Annotated in this window: 18 protein-coding genes and 1 tRNA gene; 9 read left to right on the plus strand and 10 right to left on the minus strand. The window is 69.9% G+C overall.

Going from position 1 to position 21,129, the window contains the following annotated elements; all coding sequences use genetic code 11:
• Nucleotides 1–69: 69 nt before the first annotated feature.
• On the plus strand, nt 70–1,167 hold the full coding sequence (locus ACBY01_RS00500; RefSeq protein ID WP_416458782.1) for a LacI family DNA-binding transcriptional regulator: 1,098 nt from the start codon (nt 70–72) through the stop codon (nt 1,165–1,167).
• 13 nt (nt 1,168–1,180) lie between these two features.
• Here the strand turns inward: ACBY01_RS00500 and ACBY01_RS00505 are convergent, their stop codons facing one another.
• From ACBY01_RS00505 to ACBY01_RS00515, 3 genes are read right to left on the minus strand one after another with little or no spacing between them, the layout of a single operon-like run.
• A complete protein-coding gene (locus ACBY01_RS00505) occupies nt 1,181–2,584 on the minus strand; it encodes a sugar porter family MFS transporter (protein WP_416458783.1) in 1,404 nt (467 codons plus the stop codon).
• A 49-nt stretch (nt 2,585–2,633) separates the two neighbouring features.
• Nucleotides 2,634–3,419 carry a D-xylose 1-dehydrogenase gene (gene xylB / locus ACBY01_RS00510; protein ID WP_416458784.1) on the minus strand — a complete coding sequence of 262 codons (786 nt, stop codon included), beginning with the start codon at nt 3,417–3,419 and terminating at the stop codon, nt 2,634–2,636.
• A gap of 28 nt (nt 3,420–3,447) precedes the next feature.
• Entirely contained in the window at nt 3,448–4,599 is a 1,152-nt protein-coding gene (locus tag ACBY01_RS00515; protein ID WP_416458785.1) for a fumarylacetoacetate hydrolase family protein, read from the minus strand.
• Between the two features lie 98 nt (nt 4,600–4,697).
• Here ACBY01_RS00515 and ACBY01_RS00520 point away from each other — a divergent pair, with 98 nt between their 5' ends.
• Nucleotides 4,698–6,266 (plus strand): carboxylesterase/lipase family protein, encoded by a 1,569-nt coding sequence (locus ACBY01_RS00520; protein ID WP_416458786.1) that lies wholly within the window; start codon nt 4,698–4,700, stop codon nt 6,264–6,266.
• On the opposite strand, the gene ACBY01_RS00525 is transcribed toward ACBY01_RS00520, so the two are convergent.
• Nucleotides 6,230–7,141 carry a diacylglycerol/lipid kinase family protein gene (locus ACBY01_RS00525; protein WP_416458787.1) on the minus strand — a complete coding sequence of 304 codons (912 nt, stop codon included), beginning with the start codon at nt 7,139–7,141 and terminating at the stop codon, nt 6,230–6,232. The genes ACBY01_RS00520 and ACBY01_RS00525 overlap by 37 nt on opposite strands.
• A 93-nt stretch (nt 7,142–7,234) precedes the next feature.
• Here ACBY01_RS00525 and hemB point away from each other — a divergent pair, with 93 nt between their 5' ends.
• Together hemB and ACBY01_RS00535 are read left to right on the plus strand one after the other, a co-directional pair.
• Nucleotides 7,235–8,227 carry a porphobilinogen synthase gene (gene hemB / locus ACBY01_RS00530; RefSeq protein ID WP_416458788.1) on the plus strand — a complete coding sequence of 331 codons (993 nt, stop codon included), beginning with the start codon at nt 7,235–7,237 and terminating at the stop codon, nt 8,225–8,227.
• Between the two features lie 34 nt (nt 8,228–8,261).
• A complete protein-coding gene (locus ACBY01_RS00535) occupies nt 8,262–10,487 on the plus strand; it encodes a spermidine synthase (protein ID WP_416458947.1) in 2,226 nt (741 codons plus the stop codon).
• Between the two features lie 7 nt (nt 10,488–10,494).
• Here the strand turns inward: ACBY01_RS00535 and ACBY01_RS00540 are convergent, their stop codons facing one another.
• Nucleotides 10,495–10,986 carry a hypothetical protein gene (locus ACBY01_RS00540; protein WP_416458789.1) on the minus strand — a complete coding sequence of 164 codons (492 nt, stop codon included), beginning with the start codon at nt 10,984–10,986 and terminating at the stop codon, nt 10,495–10,497.
• 82 nt (nt 10,987–11,068) lie between these two features.
• On the opposite strand from ACBY01_RS00540, the gene ACBY01_RS00545 reads away from it, so the two are divergent.
• Nucleotides 11,069–11,145, plus strand: a tRNA-Arg gene (locus ACBY01_RS00545).
• Between the two features lie 289 nt (nt 11,146–11,434).
• Here the strand turns inward: ACBY01_RS00545 and ACBY01_RS00550 are convergent.
• Nucleotides 11,435–12,346, minus strand: coding sequence for a LysR family transcriptional regulator (locus ACBY01_RS00550; RefSeq protein WP_416458790.1), 912 nt, complete (start codon nt 12,344–12,346; stop codon nt 11,435–11,437).
• Nucleotides 12,347–12,546: 200 nt separating this feature from the next.
• Here ACBY01_RS00550 and ACBY01_RS00555 point away from each other — a divergent pair, with 200 nt between their 5' ends.
• A complete protein-coding gene (locus ACBY01_RS00555; RefSeq protein WP_416458791.1) occupies nt 12,547–13,413 on the plus strand; it encodes an alpha/beta fold hydrolase in 867 nt (288 codons plus the stop codon).
• Nucleotides 13,414–13,493: 80 nt separating this feature from the next.
• On the opposite strand, the gene ACBY01_RS00560 is transcribed toward ACBY01_RS00555, so the two are convergent.
• A complete protein-coding gene (locus tag ACBY01_RS00560; RefSeq protein ID WP_416458792.1) occupies nt 13,494–14,102 on the minus strand; it encodes an NAD(P)-dependent oxidoreductase in 609 nt (202 codons plus the stop codon).
• A gap of 55 nt (nt 14,103–14,157) precedes the next feature.
• Between ACBY01_RS00560 and ACBY01_RS00565 the strand changes: the two genes are divergently transcribed.
• Entirely contained in the window at nt 14,158–14,571 is a 414-nt protein-coding gene (locus ACBY01_RS00565) for a winged helix-turn-helix transcriptional regulator (protein WP_416458793.1), read from the plus strand.
• Between the two features lie 64 nt (nt 14,572–14,635).
• Nucleotides 14,636–15,253, plus strand: a complete 618-nt coding sequence (locus tag ACBY01_RS00570; RefSeq protein ID WP_416458794.1) for a trimeric intracellular cation channel family protein — start codon at nt 14,636–14,638, stop codon at nt 15,251–15,253.
• A 21-nt stretch (nt 15,254–15,274) separates the two neighbouring features.
• Here ACBY01_RS00570 and ACBY01_RS00575 read toward each other — a convergent pair whose 3' ends face one another.
• Both ACBY01_RS00575 and ACBY01_RS00580 read right to left on the minus strand, forming a co-directional pair.
• Entirely contained in the window at nt 15,275–16,519 is a 1,245-nt protein-coding gene (locus ACBY01_RS00575) for an NAD(P)/FAD-dependent oxidoreductase (RefSeq protein WP_416458795.1), read from the minus strand.
• 66 nt (nt 16,520–16,585) lie between these two features.
• Nucleotides 16,586–17,500 (minus strand): ROK family protein, encoded by a 915-nt coding sequence (locus tag ACBY01_RS00580; RefSeq protein ID WP_416458796.1) that lies wholly within the window; start codon nt 17,498–17,500, stop codon nt 16,586–16,588.
• A gap of 381 nt (nt 17,501–17,881) precedes the next feature.
• On the opposite strand from ACBY01_RS00580, the gene ACBY01_RS00585 reads away from it, so the two are divergent.
• A complete protein-coding gene (locus ACBY01_RS00585; RefSeq protein ID WP_416458797.1) occupies nt 17,882–19,102 on the plus strand; it encodes an ROK family transcriptional regulator in 1,221 nt (406 codons plus the stop codon).
• Here ACBY01_RS00585 and ACBY01_RS00590 read toward each other — a convergent pair.
• A complete protein-coding gene (locus ACBY01_RS00590; protein ID WP_416458798.1) occupies nt 19,099–21,054 on the minus strand; it encodes a glycoside hydrolase family 84 protein in 1,956 nt (651 codons plus the stop codon). The two genes, ACBY01_RS00585 and ACBY01_RS00590, sit on opposite strands and share 4 nt — an antisense overlap.
• Nucleotides 21,055–21,129: the final 75 nt, after the last annotated feature.

Here is a 21,129-nt window from a genome sequence, read left to right on the forward strand (position 1 = left end):
CGAGGTCGCATCGCGCCACGACCAAACGCCGGGTTGGCGTCGCCCCCCCAAATGCGCCACAATCGAACGATGGGAGAAGCAATCACGAAGCCGCGGGTACGCCGCGGCCGCCAGAGCGGTGCGCCGACGATCTCGGACGTGGCCGCGCTCGCCGGCGTCTCGACGATGACCGTCTCGCGGGTCATCAACAAGGAAGGCAGCGTGCGCGAGACGACGCGCGACACGGTGCTCGCGGCGATCGAGCGGCTGAACTATGCGCCCAACCGCGCCGCGCGCAGCCTGGCCGGCGCCGCGCAGCTGCGCATGGCGCTCCTCTACAGCAACCCGAGCGCCGCCTATCTGAGCGAGTTCCTCGTCGGCAGCCTCGACCAGGCCGGGCGCGGCGACATCCAGTTGGTGGTGGAGAAGTGCGAGGGCGACGGCGACGAGCGTCGCGTCGCGCAGCGGCTGATCGACAGCGGAATCGACGGCATCATCCTGCCGCCGCCGCTGTGCGATTCCCGTGCGATCCTCGACTATCTCACCCAGGTCGGCGTGCCGATGGTGGTGGTCGCGACCGGAAAACCCGCCGACGGCGCGACCGCGGTGAGCATCGACGACCGCGCCGCGGCGCAGGCAATGACCCGCCACCTGATCGCGCTCGGCCACACGCGCATCGGCTTCATCGTCGGCAACCCGAACCAGACCGCCAGCGAGCAGCGGCTCGCCGGCTTCCGCGCCGCGCTTGCCGACGCCGGCATCGCCGACGATCCGGCGCTGGTGGTGGACGGGCTGTTCACCTATCGCTCCGGCCTCGATGCGGCCGAGGCGTTGCTCGACCTCGATCCGCCGCCGACCGCGATCTTCGCCAGCAACGACGACATGGCCGCCGCCAGCGTGGCGGTCGCGCATCGCCGTGGGTTCGACGTGCCCGGCGACCTGACCGTGTGCGGGTTCGACGACAGCGCGCTCGCCACGACGGTGTGGCCCGAGCTCACCACCATCCACCAGCCGATCGCCGACATGTCGCGTCGCGCCGTGGATCTGCTCGCCGAGCGGATCCGCGCGCGCCGCTCGGACGCGCGCGAACCGATCCAGCGCGTGGTGCTCGACTATACGCTCATCCGGCGCCAGTCGGACGCCTCGCCCCGCAGGCGGCCGCGTGCCGCGCTGCGGGTCGAGCGCTAAAGCCGGGGCTGCCTCAGCCCTGCATGTCCTCCAGCTCGCGGCCGCGGGTCTCGTGCACCATCGCGCGCACGAAGAAGAACGAGATGAGTGCCGCCGCGGTGTAGAAACCGTAGGTGACCGCCAGTCCGGGCTTCACCGCCAGCGTCGGGAAGCTGACGCTGATCGCGGCATTGGCGATCCACTGCGCGAAACCCGACACCGCCAGCGCGGAGCCGCGAATCTGGTTGGGGAACATCTCGCCCAGCATCACCCACATCACCGGGCCCCAGCTGACGTTGAAGAACACGACGTAGAGGTTGGCGGCGACCAGCGCGATCAGCCCGGTGTTGCCGGGGAGGGTGACGCCACCGCCGGCGTTCGGCACGGCGCTGGAGAACGCCCAGGCGACCGTGGCCAGCGTCACCGTCATGCCGGCCGATCCGATCAGCAGCAGCGGCTTGCGCCCGATCCGATCGATCACCGCGATGGTGAGCAGGCATGCGCCGATCGACAGCACGCCCGACAAGATGTTGATCTGAAGCGCGTAATCCTCGGTGAAACCCACCGCCTCCCACAGCGTCGCGCCATAGTAGAAGACGACGTTGATGCCGACGAGCTGCTGGAACACCGCCAGGCCGATTCCCACCCACAGGATCGGACGGATGCGGCCGGTGCCGCGGTCGATCAGGTCCGACAGCCGTGGGCGATGATGGTCCGCCGAAAGCGAGGCCGTGATCTCGGCGACCTTGCGGTTCGCCTCGGCCGGGCCGAGCAGGCGGGAGAGCACCTTGCTCGCCTCGTCGACGCGCCCCTTGGCGACCAGATAGCGCGGGCTTTCCGGGATGAAGAACAGCGCGAGCAGATAGATCGTGGCGGGCACCACCTGCAGCCAGAACATCCAGCGCCATGCCGCATAGCCGCCCCACAGCTCCGCCGTGGAGCCGCCGGCGAAGCGCGCGAGCAGGAAGTTGGCGACGAACGCGCCGGTCAGGCCGGCGATGATCATCACCTGCTGCACGCTCGACAGCCGCCCGCGGATGTTCGCCGGCGTCACTTCGGAGATATAGACCGGCGAGGTGACGCTCGCCGCGCCGACGCCCAAGCCGCCCAGGATGCGGGCGAAGATGAACACCGCCGAGCTGTCGGCCGCGCCGGCGAGCAGCGCGCTCACCAGGAACAGCACCGCCGAGACCATCATCGTGCTGCGGCGGCCGATCAGGTCCGACAGCCGCCCCGCGCCGAACGCGCCGATCGACGAGCCGACCAGGATGGCGCCGACGTTGATGCCGATGCCGAGCCGGCCGAGGTCGAATGCCGCCTCAAGTCCCTTCTGCGTGCCGTTGATGACGCCCGAGTCATAGCCGAACATGAACCCGCCGATCGTCGCGACCGCGACGACCAGCGCGATCAAGGCGCCGTTTACCGATGTGCGTTCCATTGCCGTCTCCCCGTGTCCGCGCTCTTCCCGGCGCGTTGGTCGTGTGCTTCTAGCGCCAACCGGCGTCGATGAAATAGTCGTGGCCCGTGCACATCCGCGCGTCGTCCGATGCGAGGAACAGCACCAGTGCCGCCACATCGAACGGCTGGATGCGCCCGTCCAGGCATTGGCCGGCGACGATCTCGGCCTCGCCCTCGGGCGTGTACCAGCGCTCCTGGCGCGGCGTCTGGACGTTGCCGGGCACGATCGTGTTGACGCGGATGCCGTCGCGACCCAGGTCGCGCGCCAGGCTGCGGGTCAGCCCTTCGATCGCGGCCTTGCACGTCTGGTAGAGCACCAGCTCGGGCAGCCCAAGGTGCCAGCTGATCGACCCGAAGTTGAGGACCGCGCCGCCGCCGGCGCGCTTCATCGCCGGCACCACCGCCTGCGCGGCGAAAAACTGGTGGCGCAGGTTCACCGCCAGCCGCTGGTCCCAGTATTCGGGCGTGACCTGCTCGATCGTGTGGCGATCGTCGTTGCCGGCGTTGTTGACGAGGATGTCGACGCCGCCCAGCGTCGCCTCGATGTCGGCGAAGCAGTCGCGCAGCGCGTCGAGGTCGGTGAGATCGCAGGCGAAGAAGCGCGGCGCGTGGGCCGCCCCGGCCGACAGCCGGGCGACCAGCTGCTCGCTCGCCTCCTGCACGATATCGACGAAGGCGACGCGCGCACCCTGCGCCACGAACGCTTCGGTCAACGCCTCGCCGATCCCCGAGCCGCCGCCGGTGACGATCACCCTCTTGTCCTTCAGGCTAGGGTAGACCGCCCGTCGTTCGTCCGTCCTCGTCTGCTGCAACATGCCCCTCCTTCTCCCAGTTCTTCTCGTCTCAGCCCGCGAGCAGGCCGCGCGCGGCAAGATTGCGCATCAGCGCGCCCACCCCGGTTTCCCAGGGTGCGGCGTCCTTGCAGGTGACGACGGTGTTGACCAGCGTTCCCAGCCGCGCGCTCGCGATCGTCACGCGATCGCCGACCTTGTGGGTGAAGCCGCGGCCCGGCGCATCGCGGTCCTGCGTCGGTGCGAACAGCGTCCCCAGGAACAGCACGAAGCCGTCCGGATACTGGTGCTCGCTCATCGCCTGGGCGAGCAGCGTCTCGGGATCGCGGCTGATCTCGCGCATCGTGCTGTAGCCGTCGAGCGCATAGCCGTCGGTCCCCTCGATGCGCAGCGTCACTTCGGCGGCGCGCACGTCGTCCATGCCGAAGTTCTCGTCGAACAGCCGCACGAACGGCCCGATCGAGCAGGACGCGTTGTTGTCCTTGGCCTTGCCGAGCAGCAGCGCCGAGCGACCCTCGAAATCGCGCAGGTTGACGTCGTTGCCGAGCGTCGCGCCGACCGCGCGACCGTTCGCGTCGGCGAGCAGCACCACTTCGGGCTCGGGATTGTTCCAGGTCGAATCGGAGCGGACGCCGACCTCCGCGCCCCAGCCGACGGTGGCGAGCACCGGCGCCTTGGTGAAGATCTCCGCATCCGGGCCGATCGCGACCTCCAGATATTGCGACCAGAGCCCGTCGGCGATCAGCGCGTCCTTGAGCGCGGCGGCCTCGGGCGTGCCCGGCACCACCGACCGGATATTGCCGCCGAGCGCGCCCTCGAGCCGCGCGCGGACTTCGGCGGCGCGTTCGTGGTCGCCGCGCGCGCCTTCCTCGATCACGCGCTCGAGCGCCGAGACCGCGAAGGTCACGCCCGCGGCCTTGACGCATTGCAGGTCGATCGGGCTGAGCAGGCGGACCTTGGCGTCGGCCGCGGCCGACAGGCCGAGCGTCTCCAGATCGCCCAGCACCTCGCCGCTCGCCGCATCGGGGATGCCGTGCGCGACGAGTTCCGACACCGTCGGCGCGACGCGTGCCATGTCGTAGGCGGTGCCCTGCCGAACCAGTATCGGGGAGGGGCCTTCGCCGCGGTCGATGCGGCCTAGCAAGGTGGCGTTGCGCCAGTCGGCCGGCAGCGCGTGCGCGATCGACGCGTCGAAATCGTTCATGGAGCCTCTCCCTTTGTTAGCGGTATCGGACGGCTACCCGCCCGCCGTCAAGCGGCTTGGCCTTGCCCTGGAGTCCGAAGCGCTCCAGCTTTGGCGGGATGAGGATTTCACATCTGCTGCCGCTGCTCCGCGGCGAACTGGTCTACCCCGGACGCGTATCGCATCTGGTCGGCGCGCCGGACGCAGTGCGCGAGGTCGTGCGGGTCGAGGCCGGCCTGCTGGCCGGAGTGTCGACGCCGCGCGGCCGCGCCTTCCTGGGCATCCCCTATGCCGCGCCGCCGATCGGACCGCTGCGCTGGCGCGCCCCGCAGCCGGTGGCCGGGTGGCAGGGCGAATGCGAGGCGACGCGCACCGGATCGCCGGCCGTCCAGACGATCGGGCAGGGGCGGTTCGCGCCGGTGTCCGGCAGCGAGGATTGCCTCTATCTCAACGTCTATACGCCGCCCGGGCGGAACGATGCGCCGGCGGGTGGTTGGCCGGTGATGGTGTTCCTGCACGGCGGCGCCTTCGCGCTCGGAGCGGCGGACAACTACGACCCGAGCCTGCTCGCCGCCGAGCAGCGCGTGATGGTGGTCGCGCCCAACTACCGCATGGGCGCGTTCGGCTTCCTCGCGCATCCCGACATGGCGGCAGAGCAGCCGGATGGCGGCTCGGGCAACTTCGGGCTGCTCGATCAACAGGCGGCACTGCGCTGGGTGCGCGACAATGTCGCCGCGTTCGGCGGCGACCCGAGCCAGGTGACGCTGTTCGGCGAATCGGCGGGGGCGTGGAGCACCTCGTACCAGATGCTGTCCCCAGGCGCCGCCGGGCTGGTCCACCGCGCGATCCTCCAGAGCGGCACCGCGGTCGACCCGCTGTCGATCGTCCCTGTATTCGAAGCCGAGCGTGCCGGCGCGACCTTTGCTGAAGGGCTGGGGGCGAGCGGCATCGAAGAACTGCGCGCGCTGCCCGCTACGCAGATCGCACGGGCGCCGGCGATCCGCCGCGGCATCATGGGGCCGGGCAGCTGGGGGCCGGTGTGGGGCGAGGGGGTGATCCCGACCGAACCCGCTCGCGCCTTTGCCGAGAGTGCGTTCCAGCGGATGCCGGTGATCGTCGGCACCAACAGCGACGAGGGGCGGCTGTTCGGCCTGGGCATCCGCAGCCACGGCGACTTCGTCGCACGCGTTCGCGCCGACTGGGGCGCCGACGCCGATGCGGTGCTCGCGCGCTATCCGGCGGAGACGCGGGCCGAGGCGCAACAGGCGTTCGCCGACGTCATCACCGACGCGCGCTTCGCCCATCCCGCCGACCGGATGCGACGGCTGCTCGCCGGCCAGGTGCCGGTCTACGGTTATCGCTTCGACGATGACAACGCCCCGTTCGCGCTGCCGCATCCCTGGGCACCGATGGCGACGCGCGCCTATCATGCGGGCGAACTCGCCTATGTGTTCGGCACCCGCTGGGTACTCGCCAATCCGGCGCGGTTCGCGCCCGCTCAGGCCGCGCTGGCGCGGCGTATCCGCGACGCCTGGGGCGCGTTCGCGCGCGGGGAGAAACTTGGCGACTGGCCGCGCTTCACTGCGGCCGAACCTGCGGTGAAGGTGCTTTCTCCCAACGGCGATCGCGTCGAGGCCGACTTCGCCGAGCGCTACGGCTGCGCCTTCTGGGACGCGCGCTCAGGCTGAGGGGGTGCCATCACCCGGATCACCCCGGCGGCGATGCGTGCGGTGATCGGCGTTTCGGCGAGCACCTCCCCGTCTATGGAGATCGGCAGCGGCGGGTTGGTCGCGATCCGCAGCTCGCGGGCGTGGAAGGTCACGGTGTCGTCGCGCCGCGACTCCAGCCCCAGCACGCTCGCGCCCCAGTTGCGGATCAGGCCGCGGCGGCCGTTGCGCGACACCACCTGGACGATGATCTCGCCGCTGTCGAGCTGCGCCTCCTCGACCAGCTCGACGCCGCCGTGGAAGCGGCCGTTGGAGATGCGAACCTCGGTCGCCGGCATGCGCTTCGCGTCTGCTCCCTCTCCGACGATCAGCTCGAACGGGCGGAAGCGCGCGAATTGCAGCGTCGCCCAGCCGAGGTAGCCGGCACGGCCGAACCAGCGCTTGAGCTTGTGCGGCACGGTGCTGGCGATCTGCGGCGAAATGCCGATCGCCGCGCAGTTGGCGAAATAGTCGTCGTCCACCATGCCGAGATCGATGCGGCGGGGCGTGCCGGTGCGCAGCACGTCCACCGCGCCTTCGATCTCCAGCGGAATGCCGAGCGTGCGCGCGAAGCTGTTGGCGGTGCCGAGCGGCAGCACGCCCAGGATCGTGTCGGTGCCCACCAGATGGTCGATCAGGCTGCTGATCGTGCCGTCGCCGCCGCCCAGGATCAGCAGGTCGGGCTTTTCTGCCATGACCCGCTTCATCGTCTCCTGGAGCTTGGCCGGATCGTCGACCGGGTTGGGCGCCACGTCGAAGGGCAGGCCGGACATGGCGGCGCATGCCTGTTCGAACTGGTCCTGCCCGGTGCGGGACTGCGTGTTGACGACCAGCGCGGCCGAGCGGATCCTGTCCATGCGCACCCCAACGCGCGGAAGCGTCGCGGGATGCACGCGGGGATGCGTGGCCTGCGCTTGCGCACCGCCGGAGCTTGGCCCAGAGGATGCGGCATGTCTATCGCAGCCTATCCCGCGCTTCGTCTTCGTCGCACCCGCGCCGCCGAATGGAGCCGCCGGCTCCATGCAGAGACGGTGCTGACGCCTGCCGACCTGATCTGGCCGCTGTTCATCACCGAGGGGGAGGGCGAGGAGCCCGTCGCCTCGCTTCCGGGCGTATCGCGCTGGTCGATCGCGGGGCTGGTCGAGCGCGCGCGCGAGGCGCGCGACCTGGGCATCCCGTGTCTGGCGCTGTTCCCGAACACTCCGCCGCACCTGCGCAGCGACCTGGGCGAGGAATCGTACAATCCGGACAACCTGATGTGCCGGGCGATCGCGACGATCAAGGATGCGGTGCCGGAGGTTGGGCTGCTCACCGACGTGGCGCTCGACCCCTACACGACCCACGGCCACGACGGGCTGGTCGACGAGCGCGGCTATGTGATGAACGACGCCACGTCCGAGCAGCTGGTCCGTCAGGCGCTGGCGCAGGCGCGGGCTGGGGCCGACGTGATCGCGCCCTCCGACATGATGGACGGCCGCATCGGCCAGATCCGCGAGGCGCTGGAGCAGGACGGCCACCACAACGTCCAGATCATGGCCTACGCCGCCAAATATGCGAGCGGCTTCTACGGCCCGTTCCGCGATGCGGTCGGCTCGCGCGGGCTGCTCAAGGGCGACAAGAAGACCTACCAGATGAACCCGGCCAATGCCGAGGAAGCGTTGCGCGAGGTCGCGCTCGACCTTTCCGAGGGTGCTGACAGCGTGATGGTCAAGCCGGGGCTGCCCTACCTCGACATCATCCTGCGGGTGAAGACCGCGTTCGAAGTGCCTGTATTCGCGTACCAAGTGTCGGGCGAATACGCCATGATCGAGGCGGCGGCCGCGGTCGGCGCGGGCGACCGCGACGCGCTGGTGTTGGAGACGCTGACGGCGTTCAAGCGCGCGGGCTGCACGGGCGTGCTGACCTATCATGCGGCGCACGCCGCTCGCCTGCTCGGCGCGTGACGGTCACGCGGTCGGGCGCGTTGTCGGGCGGATGATGGCGCCGTCGACGCCTGTTTCCCTGCGGACGGCGCGCGTGCTGTTCGCGGGCACGATCCTGACGGGGTCGTTCCTGCTGTTCCTGGTCCAGCCGATGGTCGCGCGCATGGCGCTGCCGCGGCTGGGCGGCGCGCCGGCCGTGTGGAACTCGGCGATGCTGGTCTACCAGGCGCTGCTGCTCGGCGGCTACGCCTATGCGCACTGGCTCGCCCGGCGCCGCCCGCGCACGCAGGCGCTGACCCATCTCGGTCTGCTGGCGGTGGCGGCGCTGTGGCTGCCGATCGGCCTGTCGGCGATGCGCCTGCCCGCCGGGGCCGAACCGGCGCTGTGGGTGCCCTGGCTGCTCGGCGCGTCGATCGGCCCCTTGTTCTTCGCGGTGTCCGCGCAGGCGCCGCTGATGCAGCGCTGGTATTCCGTGGCGACCTGCGGCCGCGACCCGTACGCGCTCTACGCCGCATCCAACGCCGGCAGCTTCGCGGGGCTGCTCGCCTATCCGCTGCTGGTCGAGCCGCGGCTCGCGCTCGCCGGACAGAGCTGGCTGTGGACCGGCGGCTATGGGCTGCTCGTGCTGCTGGTCTTCGGCTGCGCGCTGCTGCTGCCCCGCCACGGACCCGCGGCGCAGCGGGTGGTCCACAGCAGCGCCGCGCCCGGCGTGCGGCGGCTGTGGTGGTGGATCGCGCTCGCGTTCGTCCCCTCCGGGCTGATGATCGAGACGTCGAGCTTCCTCACCACCGACATCGTCGCGGTGCCGCTGCTGTGGGTGCTGCCGCTCGGCCTCTATCTGCTGAGCTTCACCGTCGCCTTCGCGGCAAGGCGCGGGCTCGCCAACTTCATCACCCGCTTCGCGCCGCTCACCGTCCTGATGTTCGGCAGCCTGGTGATCTCCGCCCATCATGCCTATCCGGCGCTCAACGTCGCGATGGCGCTGATCCTGTTGTTCGTGACCTCGGTTGCGCTCCACTGCTGCCTGTACGAGAACCGTCCCGCGCCCGAGCGGCTGACCGGCTTCTATCTCGCCATGTCGGTCGGCGGGGCGCTGGGCGGGGTGTTCGCCGGTCTGGTCGCGCCGGTGGTGTTCGACTGGACCTACGAATTTCCGCTGCTGATCCTTGCCGCGGGCGTGCTGGCGCCGCAGGGATTCCTGCTGCCGGTCTTCGCGAAGCTGTGGCACGGCGACGCCCGCCGGCGTTGGATCCTGGCCGTCGCCGTGCTGGCCGGCACGGCTGCCGCGGTGTGGCTGGGCCTGTCGGACGGATCGGCGCGCAGCGGCGGGCCACGGCAGGGGATCGCGCTCGTCGTGCTGGGATTGCTCGGCGTGCTCTCGATCGGGGTGCGCCCGGTGTTCGCCGGCGTCGTCGCCGGCGCGCTGTTCCTGTTCGGCGGCTATGATGCGCTCAAGCTGTCGGCCAAGCCCGGCGCGCGGACCCGCAGCTATTTCGGCGTCTATACCATCACCGACCGGCCGGGCGCGCGCGACCTGGCGCACGGCACCACGCTGCATGGCGTGCAACTGCGCGGCAGCGAGGCGCGGCTGCGGCAGCCCACGACCTATTACGTGCCGGGCTCCGGCGTCGGCCAGGCGATGCGGGCGCTGCCGGCGCTGTACGGGGAGGGCGCACGCGTCGGCGTGGTCGGGCTCGGCACCGGCACGCTCGCCTGCTACGCGCGCCCGGGGCAGCACTGGCGCTTCTACGAGATCGATCCGGCGGTGGTACGGATCGCACGCGACCCGCAGCGCTTCAGCTTCCTGTCGCGCTGCCTGCCGCACGCAGCGATCACCGTCGGCGACGCGCGCCTGTCGTTGAGCGAAGAGCCGGCCGACGAGTTCGACCTGCTGGTGCTCGACGCCTTCACCTCCGATGCGGTGCCGCTGCACCTGATGACGCGCGAGGCGTTCGTCACCTATGCACGGGTGCTCGCCGGCGACGGCCTGCTGCTGCTCCATACCTCGAACCGCTATCTGGCGATGGAGCAGGTGGTGGCCGCGACCGTCACCGGCACCGGCTGGCGTGCGGCGGCGTTCGACTATGTGCCGAGCGATCGGGAGGAAGCCGCGGCCGCCTCCGAATGGCTGGTGCTGGGGAGAGGGTCGAGCTTCGACCGCCTGATCGCAAGCGAAGCCGGCTGGCGGTCGCTCCACGTCGACCCGGAACTGCCGGCCTGGACCGACGACTATGCCTCGATCGTACCGGTGCTGCGCGGGATCACCATCGACGCAGACTGAGGCCGCGTCAGGCGAGCATCGCCTCGATCGAGCGGACCCGTTCCACCTGCGCCGCAGCGCGCGTACGCGCCGCCTCCAGCGCGGCATCGAGCGCGGGGTAGGCGGGCTCCCCGGCGGCGGCGCGGTCGATCGCCAGCCGCTCGAGCTCGGCAACCGGCTGCTGGATCGCTCCGCGCGCCACGTCGACTTCGGCGAGCGCGGTCTGCGCGTCGAGCCAGCGCTCGCTGCCTTCGCTCGCGCCCTTGGCGGCGCGCGCCCGCTGCTCCGCGCGATCCGCTGCCTGACCGAACGCGACATCGGCCGATGCGACCGCGGCGGTGAGCGTCTTGAGCTGCGCATCGAGCGCCGGGTCGGGCGTGGCCACCGGCACCGGGCGCTCCGGCTCGGCATCGCTGCGCTGTTCGATCGCGCGCGGCAGCAGCGACGGAAAGTCGCCGCGCTGCTGGGCGCAGCCGGAGGCGAGCAGGGCGACGACGAGCGGAAAGATCGGGCTGCGCATGCCCCGATCTAGGGTGCGCAGAAAAACCGCGCAACGGGGTTGCGTCCCCTGAAAGCCGCGACTATCAGGCCACCTCCACCGCGCGCCCGTAGCTCAGCTGGATAGAGCATCAGACTACGAATCTGAGGGTCGGACGTTCGAATCGTTCCGGGCGCGCCAGTGGTTTCAACGACTTACCCCCTTCGTCTCGCAAGAGGCGGAGGGGGTAGTCGTTTGAGGCGTATCCGAGCAGCTCTGCGCGCAACGGTCTCATCGTTCCGGACGCGGCCCCTGCGAGGATAGCGCCGCTATCCTTTCAGCCGCTCCATTGTTGTGACGATGGTTGATCGAGATCTGCGGCAACCGCGCAGGAGCGCCATTGTTCAGGACTCGTCCCACACGCTCGTCGTATGGAGGTCGCAGCAACTTCGGGTGAGATCGCTTCGAAGTAGCCAACGACGACGCTTCGTCACCCGCCGTCGTCGTCCAAAACGCGTCTCAGGTTCGGGACAAGATGGTCGATCAAGGCGCGCACCGCTCGGTTCGTTCCGCGGTCGTGCGGGAACACGACATGGGCGGGGGCTGGGGCAACCTCGCAATGGGGGAGCAGGCGGACGAGCCGGCCGGTGCGGAGGTGTTCCGCCACCTGATACGATCGCGCCTGGATGATCCCGGAACCGCGTAGCGCAGCATCGATCGCGGCCATCGCGTTGTTGACGCTCAGTCGCGTGGCAATGCGCACGGCGCGTGTGCGGCGGCTCCCGCCGGAGGTGCGGAAGGACCAGAGTTCGCCGTCGCCTTCGGCGTTCAGTCCGATACAGGCGTGGCGCTGGAGATCGCCCACCTCGGCCGGCGTTCCGGCGCGTGCCAGATATTCGGGCGAAGCGCAGAGACGCGTGCCGACTTCGCCGATCCTCACCGCCGTCAGCGTGGAGTCGGGAAGCGGTGCCAGGCGGACCGCCACGTCGACGCCTTCGCCGGTAAGGTTCACGAGCCGGTTCACCAGCAGAACGCGAACGCCGACCCGTGGATGGCGGGCGAGGAAGTCTTCCAGCAGCGGCATCACGTTGAAGCGGCCGAAGAGTTCGGGTGCAGTAACCACGACCGTGCCCTGCAGCAGCGTCGCGGCACGAACCGGTTCGATCTCGCGCAAGCGCGCGATCACGTCCCGCCATGCCTGAAGGTGCCGTTCGCCGGCTGCGGTCAGGCTGAGCGTGCGGGTGGACCGCAGCAGCAGGGCCTCGCCGGCGTGATGTTCCAGCAGTGCCACCGCCCGCGTGACGGACGCGGGAGAGCGGGCGTGGCGCCGGGCGGCTGCGGCAAGCGAACCCTCCTCCACTGCCGTCACGAAGAGTTCCATCGCATCGAGCCGGTCCATCATTTCAGGATCTGCAATGTAGTCGAGCGGAGAACAAGGCTTATTCCCGATCGTGGGACGATTACATTCTGCTCGGGGGCAAACGAATAGCCATGCGCCGTCCTCAACCCTTTGCCGTCGTCGATTCTGCTTCGGGCTGTTCGTGCCCGGCGCATCGGCGACGTGCCGCTACCGCGATACGCTCGAAAATGCAGGAGAAGTCCATGTCCGTCGTTCGCTACAAGAAGCAGAAAGTAGGAGAGGTGGAGGTCTTCTACCGCGAAGCCGGGCCGGTCGACGCGCCCGTTCTCCTCCTGCTGCACGGCTTCCCCTCCGCCAGCCACATGTTCCGCGATCTGATCCCGGAATTGGCCGACCGGTACCGCGTGATCGCCCCCGATCTGCCGGGGTTCGGACAGACCGAGGCGCCGCCTCGGGGTGCGTTCACCTACAGCTTCGAATCGCTGGCCGAGGTGCTCGGCGGGTTCGTCGACGCGATCGGCCTCCGCCGCTACGCGCTGTACGTCTTCGACTATGGTGCCCCCACCGGGTTCCGCCTGGCGATGCGGCATCCCGAGCGGGTGACGGCGATCGTCTCGCAGAACGGCAACGCCTATCTCGAAGGCTTCAGTGACGAATGGGAGGCGTGGCAGCGCTACTGGCGCGAGCCGAACGACGCCAATCGCGAGGCGTGCCGTGCCTCGCTGTCGGCGGAGACGATCCGCGACTGGCAATATGGCACCGGCGCCGATCCGGCCCGGCTGTCGCCCGACGGCTACGAGCTCGACATCGCCTATATGGCACGGCCGGGTGCGGAGGAGATCCAGCTCGACCTGATCCTGGACTACAGGAGCAACGTCGCGCTCTATCCCGCATTCCAGGCCTATTTCCGCGAGCATCGTCCGCCGCTTCTGGCGGTGTGGGGCCGGCACGATCCCGCGTTCGTTCCGGCAGGAGCAATCGCCTACCGCCGGGATCTTCCGGACGCCGAGGTCCACCTCATCGATGCCGGGCATTTCGCGCTGGAGACGCATCACCGCAAAATCGCCGAGTACGTCCGCGATTTCCTCGCTCGCATGCTGGAAGGCTGAACCCTGACCTCTGCCCCAGGATGCCGGCGCTCTCACCCCGGGCGGCAGCACCCGTCACACGGGCGCTGCCGATCCCCTCCTCAGTAGGCCGCGGTGAACCGCCCGCGGCTGTGGCGGGGATGCTCGAGTTCATCGACCATTGCGATGGCGTAGTCGGCGAAGCTGATCTTGCTGTCGCCGGCGTCATCGACGATCAGCTGATCGCCGCCGGTGCGGAACGACTGCGTCCGCGGACCTTCGAAGATGAAGGCTGCTGGCGAGAAGAAGGTCCAATCGACGTCGGTCTCCCGACGCAGCGCCTCGAGAAAGGCGATCCCCTGACCCGCAGCTTCCTTCCATTCGGCAGGGAAGTGGGGCGTGTCGAACAGCCGCTTGCCCGGCGCGACCTCCAGACTGGCCGCGCCGCCGGTCACCAGCAAGCGTCCGACACCTGCTTCCTTGAGCGCACCGACCAGAAGCTCGACCGGCACGTCGAAATGCAGCGCGCTGATCACCGCGTCGCCCCCTCGGATCAGGTCCGCCAAGGCCGTGCGATCGGACGCGTCGCCGGCGATCGGTTCGATCGTTGCCGCCGTCGGGATCGCCCCGGGCCGGCGTGCAATGGCACGGACGTGATGCCCGCGCGCGGCGAGTTCCTTCGCGATTTCCGAACCCGCACGACCGCTCGCGCCTAGAACCGCAACATCCATCGACGATCTCCTTTTTGGTTTCTAACGGATACCACGTCGGTTAGGAGGCGATCCCATGCAAGACGGCACCTTCATCTCCGTTGGTCACCCGCAGGAAACCCCTCGTGGCGACGCTTACGCCCGTGACTGTCCGACCCGGCAGCTGCTCGACCGCATCGGCGACAAGTGGAGCGTCCTGATCCTGCTGCTGCTGGGCGAGGAGGAGATGCGGTTCAGCCGGCTGAAGAAGCGGATCGACGGCATATCGCAGAAGATGCTGAGCCAGACGCTCCGCTCGCTCGAACGCGACGGGCTGGTGACGCGCCATGCTTTCGCGACCGTGCCGGTGACCGTCAGTTATGGTATCACGGCGCTTGGCCGGGAGCTTCTCGCGGCCCTGCGACTGATGATCGACTGGGCCGAGACCCGCATGCCGGATGTCGTCGAGGCGCAACGCAGCTTCGACGGGCGTGCGGCGCTCGCCCATTGACGCGGCCGCTTGCATCGTCGCTACGGAGCAGCCTCCGGTTCATGGGACGGATTGAGCAACGCGTATGATCTGGCCTCTCCAGACGATCCTGCCATGGCTCGACCTGCTGGGGCTGTCCGTGTTCGCCGCATCGGGCGCACTGGCGGCGGCACGGCAGCGGCTCGATTTCGTCGGCGCCTGCTTCTTCGCCCTGATCACCGCGACCGGAGGCGGGACGCTGCGCGATCTGCTGATCGGTGCGCCGATCTTCTGGATGCATACCGCCGCGCCGGTCCTGCTGTGCGTCGCGATCGCGGCGGCTGCTTGGGTCGTCCCCCTGCGATGGTGGCCCGAACGGGCGCTGGAGTGGCTCGATGCCGCGGGCCTCGCCGCTTACGCGGTATACGGCGCCGCGAAGGCGCTGTCGTTCGGCATCGCGCCAGTGCCTGCGGTCGCGGCGGGGGCGGTCACCGCCTGTGTAGGGGGCGTGATCCGGGACATGACCGCGGGCGTGCCCTCCGTGCTCCTGCGGCACGAGCTCTACGTCACCGCGGCCTTGGCGGCGGCGGCAGCCTTCGTGCTGCTTTCGAACCTCGGGCTGGCGGCGCCGTGGCCCGCCTTTGTCTCCGCCAGCCTCGGCTTCGTCCTGCGCGGTGGCGCGATCCGCTGGCGGCTCACGCTACCTTCTCACAAGGGCGAGTAACAGGGAGCGCCGTCTCGGACGTCACTCGCTGCCGGCAGTCGTCAGCAGCGCCTTGAGCGGCGTCGTCGTATCAGCAAGCCGTGCCGGGTCGATCGTCGCGCCGGCTGTCACCAGCGCGCGTCCCTTGACATAGTCGCGGGTCGCGTTGACGCAGTCGAGCGCCACCACCCGGCCTTCGCGCAGATAGATCAGCGAAAAGCTGCGGGTGGCGGGATCGCCGCGGGTCACGACCTGATCGTGTCCGGCGGAGAGCCCGACGGTCTGGAGCTTCAGATCGTACTGGTTCGACCAGAACCACGGCACCGCGTGGTAGGGAGCGGGGTCGCCCAGGATCGTCCGGACGGCGGTCGCGGCCATGTCGTGCGCGTTCTGGACCGATTCGAGACGGATCGGCAGCCCGTCGGCGAACGGGTTGGCGTGGAGGGCGCAGTCACCGATCGCGAAGACATGGGGCAGCGAGGTGCGGCAATGCGCGTCGACCGCCACGCCGTTGCCGCCGCGCGCGCCGGCGGCGAGCAGCGGCTCGACCGCGGGGACGATGCCGATGCCCACGATCACCATTTGGGCGGGCAGGCGTTCGCCGTCGGCAAGGCGCACCCCGGTGACGCGGCCGTCGGCCTGGTCGATGCCCTCGACGCTAGAGGCGAGCCGCAGCGCGACGCCGCGGGCGCGGTGCTCCGCTTCGTAGAAGCGTGACAGCGGTTCGCCGGCGACGCGTGCGAGCACCCGGTCGAGCGCCTCGACTACCGTCACCTGCTTGCCGAGCTTGGTCAGCACCGCCGCCGCCTCCAGCCCGATATAGCCGCCGCCAACCACCACGACCCGGTCGGTCGTGGAAAGCTCGGTGACGAGCCGGTCGACGTCGGCACGGGTCCGGATCGAATGGATGCCCGTCGCGTCGTTGCCGGCGCAGGGCAGCCCGCGGGCATGGGCGCCGGCCGCCCAGATCAGCGTGCCGTAGCCAAGGGTACTCCCGTCCGCGCAGGCAACCGTGCGCGCGTCGGGATCGACCGCAACCACCCGCCGCCCGGCGAGCATCGTCACGTCGCGCTCTTCCCAGAAGGCGGGCGGGCGGACGAGGAGCCGCTCGAACGGCTTGTCGCCGGCGAGATACTCCTTCGACAGCGGCGGGCGCTCGTAGGGGAGTTCGGGTTCCTCGCCGACGATCGCGATGCTGCCGGCGAACTTGCGCTGGCGCAGCGCGATGGCCGCCTGCGCGCCGCCGTGGCCGGCGCCCACGATCAGGATGTCGAAGCGGTCGGTCACGCGGTTCCTCCGGCTGGCTGCGCCCGCGCTATAGCGGAGCCGTGGCGCGTGGCGAGGGGGCGTGCGTCAGACGGCGCTCGCCGCCACCGCGATCGCCCCGAGCGGACCCGCCAGTGCACCCAGTGCGGGGGCGACGATGTAGGGTCCGTCCGCCGGCAGCGGCATGTAGCCGCCGAGGCTGTCGCGCAGCGCCGCCTCGATCCGCGGCAGCAGGTGTGGCTGGCCGGAGGGAACGCCGCCGCCGATCGCGATGCGCCGCGGTCCGGTAGTGCACACCAGGTCGTGGCACATGATCGCGAGCGCGGAGACGACCGGCTCCCACACCGGATCGTCCTCGGAGACCGCGTCGACCGAGCGTCCGCCGAGCCGCGCGACGAGCGCCGTGCCCGAGGCGAGCCCCTCGATGCAGTCGGGATGGTAGCGGCAGACGCTGGTCAGCGTGTCGGAGGCGAGCCGCGGCACGCGCAGATGGCCGATCTCGCTGTGGCTGATCCCGCGCGTCGGCTTGCCGTGCACGACCAGCCCGACGCCGACGCCGGTCCCGACGGTGACATAGGCGAAGTCGTCGAGGCCCTGCGCGCATCCCCAGCGGATCTCGGCGAGGGCGGCGCCGTTGACGTCGGTGTCGAAGCCGACGGGAACGTCGAACGGCGCGGACAGCGTGCCGCGGATGTCGGCACCCGGCCAGCCGGACTTGTTGGTTTCGAGCACCTGACCGTAGCGCGGCGAGCGCGGGTCGATGTCGATCGGCCCGAAGGAGGCGATGCCGATCGCGCGAAAGCCGTGCGCCGCATGCCATTCGGTAAGGATCGCGACGATCGCCGGCAGGGTCTCGGACGGCTGCGTCGTGGGAACGGTACGCTGGTCGAGGATCTCGCCGGGGCCGTACGCCAGCGTGCACACGCATTTCGTGCCGCCGAGTTCGATCCCGGCGAACGGAAGCGAGCGGGAACCTGCTGCCTGGGTAGCTGCCGCGTTCATGCCGGGACGTTCCGACCAAGCGTCGCCGTACGGCGGGATGGCTGGCGGCACGACGCAGCCATCGGGTTCAGCCGAAACATCAGGTGATCTCTCCCTTTCCTTCGCGCCGGTCGCCGCTGCGGAGCAGCGTAGACACGGCGAACGACCGAATTAATACACCAACTTTTCTAACTCAACGGCCAAGCGCGGCTTCTTCGAAGAAGGGTCGTTGCCCATCCCGAGATGACACAGGCGCTTGTATCCGCGGGCGGGTGCTGCATTAGTGAGCGCTGACACCGTTCACCGCCGGAGCACCGGCGCGCAGGAGAGGCATATGCGGCGAGCAAGCACGCGAGATCGACAGCCGGGCAGGCACGAGTCGGATCGTGGATCGCGCCCTGCATGATCGCCGCGTCTTCCGGTGCCCGGCTGTCCGGCACCAATCTCGAACGTGCCGCCGATCATAACCAGCGCGTGACGCTGCACGCGATCCGCGTGTGCGGCTCGCTGACCCGCGTCGAACTGGCCGGCATCACCGGCCTGACGCCGCCGGCGATTGCGAACATCACCCGGCGTCTGCTGCAGGACGGGCTGATCGAGGAAGCGGGCCAGCGCCGTGGTGGGCGCGGGCAGCCCCCGACCAAGCTCGTCGTGCGGCGCAACGCCTGCTACGCGATCGGGGTCAACATCGACCGCGATCACATCACGATCGTGGTGGTCGATTTCTCCGGCCGCACTCTCGCGCGCGTATCGGAGGAGGTCGCCTTCGCGCTGCCGGATCACGTCCGCTCGCTGTACGAACGCTCGATCGAGCGCATGCTCGCCGAGGCCGAGGTGGACCCCGCCAAGCTGGTGGGGATCGGCGTCGCGGCGCCAGACGACCTGGGGAGCGTCGATCTGCCTGGACGGCCGGCGGCCTATGCCGCGTGGAACGGCATCGACATGGCGACGCTGTTCACCGAGCCGTTCGATCTGCCGGTGTTCGTCGAGAACGACGCCGCCGCGGCCGCCACCGGCGAAATGCAGTTCGGGCTCGGGCAGAAGCACGGCAGCTTCTTCTACGTTCTGCTGTCGTCGGGGCTCGGCGGCGGATTCGTGGTCGAGGGTGCCTATGTGCGCGGCGCCGACGGGCGCAGCGGCGAACTCGGCTTCATGCTCGCGCCGGACGGCAACGGCGGACGCGAACCGGTGCAGACGCTGGTCTCGCTCTCCGGGCTTGCGCGCCATCTCGAGGCGAGCGGCTTTGGCCTCGGCGACGTCGTCCATCGCGACGTGCTCTCGGCGGAAGTCGCCGAGTGCGTCGACGCGTGGATCGAGACGGCGGCACAGCGGCTGTGCACGCCGGTTGCGGCGATCTGCTGCCTGATCAACCCGGCGACGGTGCTGATCGGCGGGCGGCTGCCGCGTGCGTTGGTCGAGACGCTGGCGGATCGCGTCAACGCGCTGATGCAGGATCAGGCGGGCATCATCCCGTCGATCGCCCCCGTCGCGCGCGCGGCGTTGTCGGAGGATGCGCCCGCCGTCGGCGCGGCCGTGCTGCCGTTCAGCCACTTCCTCCTGCCGAAACCCGGCGCCTTGTGGAAGACGCCGGCGGCGGTGGTCGCCGAAGCGGCGGCGGCTTAGTCGCCGCCGGCCGCCGCGGTCGGCACGTAGATCAGCGACGGCGCCTCGCGGACGAAGCGGTCGAGCACGCCGTCGGCGATCTTGATCGACCCCTGGGGTCGCGTCGTGTTGGGGATGGTCTGAATGGCCTCCGCCTGGGCGGCGAGCGCTTGCGCCTGCGCGAAGAAGCCGCGCGCCCGGGAGTTGCCGCGTTCCGCTGCCGAGAGCCCGTTCGCCGTCGCTTGGAGCGACCGGCCCCACAGCTGGAGCGCGTCGAGCCACGGTTTACTTTGCGCGACGAAGCCGGCATCGGCGACGCCGGCGCGGATCGTATCGGGCGCGGTGGCGAGATCGTCGGCGGTGGTCTTCAGCCGTGCGAGCGCCTGCTCCCGCTCTTCGGCGGTGCCGTTCGCCAGCGCCTCCGCGACGCCGTCGAGCGTCGCCTTCAGCCGCGGGGCCGCCGGCTGCCACGGCTGGCTGCCGAAGGTCGGGGCGAGATGCTCGACGTCGAAGAAGGTCATCAGCGCGGCGGTGGTCGCCGCGTCGTCGGACGCCAGCATCCGCGCCGCCGCCTTCCACGCGCGATCGGCGTCGTAGCCGCGATCGTTCCACGCGAAGGCGGCGCTGCCGAACACCGCGACGCGGCTCGGCGCCTCCTGGTTCATCGGATTGGCGAGGATGCCGCTGAGCTCGTCCGAAAGCCCGGCCTGACGCTTGGCGTAGGGCGCCATCAGCAGCCGTCCGGAGGACTCGCCGTAGTCGTTGACCGGATAATTGTCCCACAGCAGCGTCTTGCGGCCGAACGCCTTGGTCGCGGCCTTGGCATCACCGATAGAGATCGCGGGCGGCACGACATCGGTGCCGGTCCACTGCACGTAGACGGCCGGGTCGACCTGCCGCAGCGCCGCCTTGTACGGCGATTCGGTGGTGTTGTAATACTCGGTCGGCACGATCATCAGTTCGGCGTCGGCGCCGTCCTTGCCCTTCAGCCAGTGGTAGATGCTGTTCGACAGCTGCGCCTGTGCCAGACCGGCGGCGCGCTCGCCCGGCTCGCCCAGCGCCGCACGATCGGCGTCGCAGTTCCACTTCTTATACTCGATGTCGTCGAACGCGATGTAGAAGGAGCGGACGCCCATGGCGCGGAACGCGTCGAACTTGCGCTGGAGCGCCTGCACGTCGGCCGGATCCGAATAGCAGATCGAGGGGCCGGGGGAGATCGCATAGGTGAAGCGGACGTGGTGCCGCCGCGCCTGGTCGACCAGCTGCTTGAGCGCGTCGAGCGTCGCCTGCGGATAGGCCTCGCGCCACTTGTCGCGCGCGAAGGGATCGTCCTTGGGGCTGTAGATGTAGGTGTTCGCCTTGACGCTGCCGAGGAAGTCGAGGTGCGCCGCGCGGTCCTGCATCGACCAGGGGGCGCCGTAGAACCCCTCGATCGTACCGCGGATCGCCATGCTGGGCGCGTCGGCGATGCGCACGGAGGGCATGGTTCCCCGCGCGGTCAGCTGGCGCAGCGTGTGTGCGGCATAGTAGAGCCCGTCGCCGTCGTGACCGGCGAGCACGACGAGCGGGGCGTTCCCGCGCGTTCCGCTCAGCAGCGCATAGCCTTCGCGCTGGTCGGGAAGCGTGCCGCCGAGCTGGGTGACGGCGGCGCGCACCGAGCCGGCGTCCGCGGTGCCGAGCACCACCACCGTGCCCCGCGGCTTGCCGGGCAGGCTGCGTGCGGTGCGGATCGTCTCGACCCCGGCGGCGGCGAGCGCGTCGCGCACCAGCGCGACCGTCGCTGCGTCCGCGCCCGCGTCGACCAACGTCGCCTCACGGCCGAGGTCCAGCACCGGGCCGGTGAGCGCCATCGACACCGGCTGGGGGAACACCGCCGGCAAGGTCGCGAGCGGCGTCGCATGCGCGCTCCCGACAAGCAGTGCAGCCGCTGCGGTAGCGAGCAGGAAGGTCGGGCGAGCGAAGGTCTGCGGCACTTTGGTCTCCGATAGGTAACCAAAAGGTCTCAGATCATTGCCGCCGTGTCCAGCGGAACCGACAATGTCCTCCAG

This window comes from Sphingomonas mangrovi (assembly GCF_047975845.1).
In the GTDB taxonomy this organism is placed as follows: Bacteria; Pseudomonadota; Alphaproteobacteria; order Sphingomonadales; family Sphingomonadaceae; genus Sphingomonas.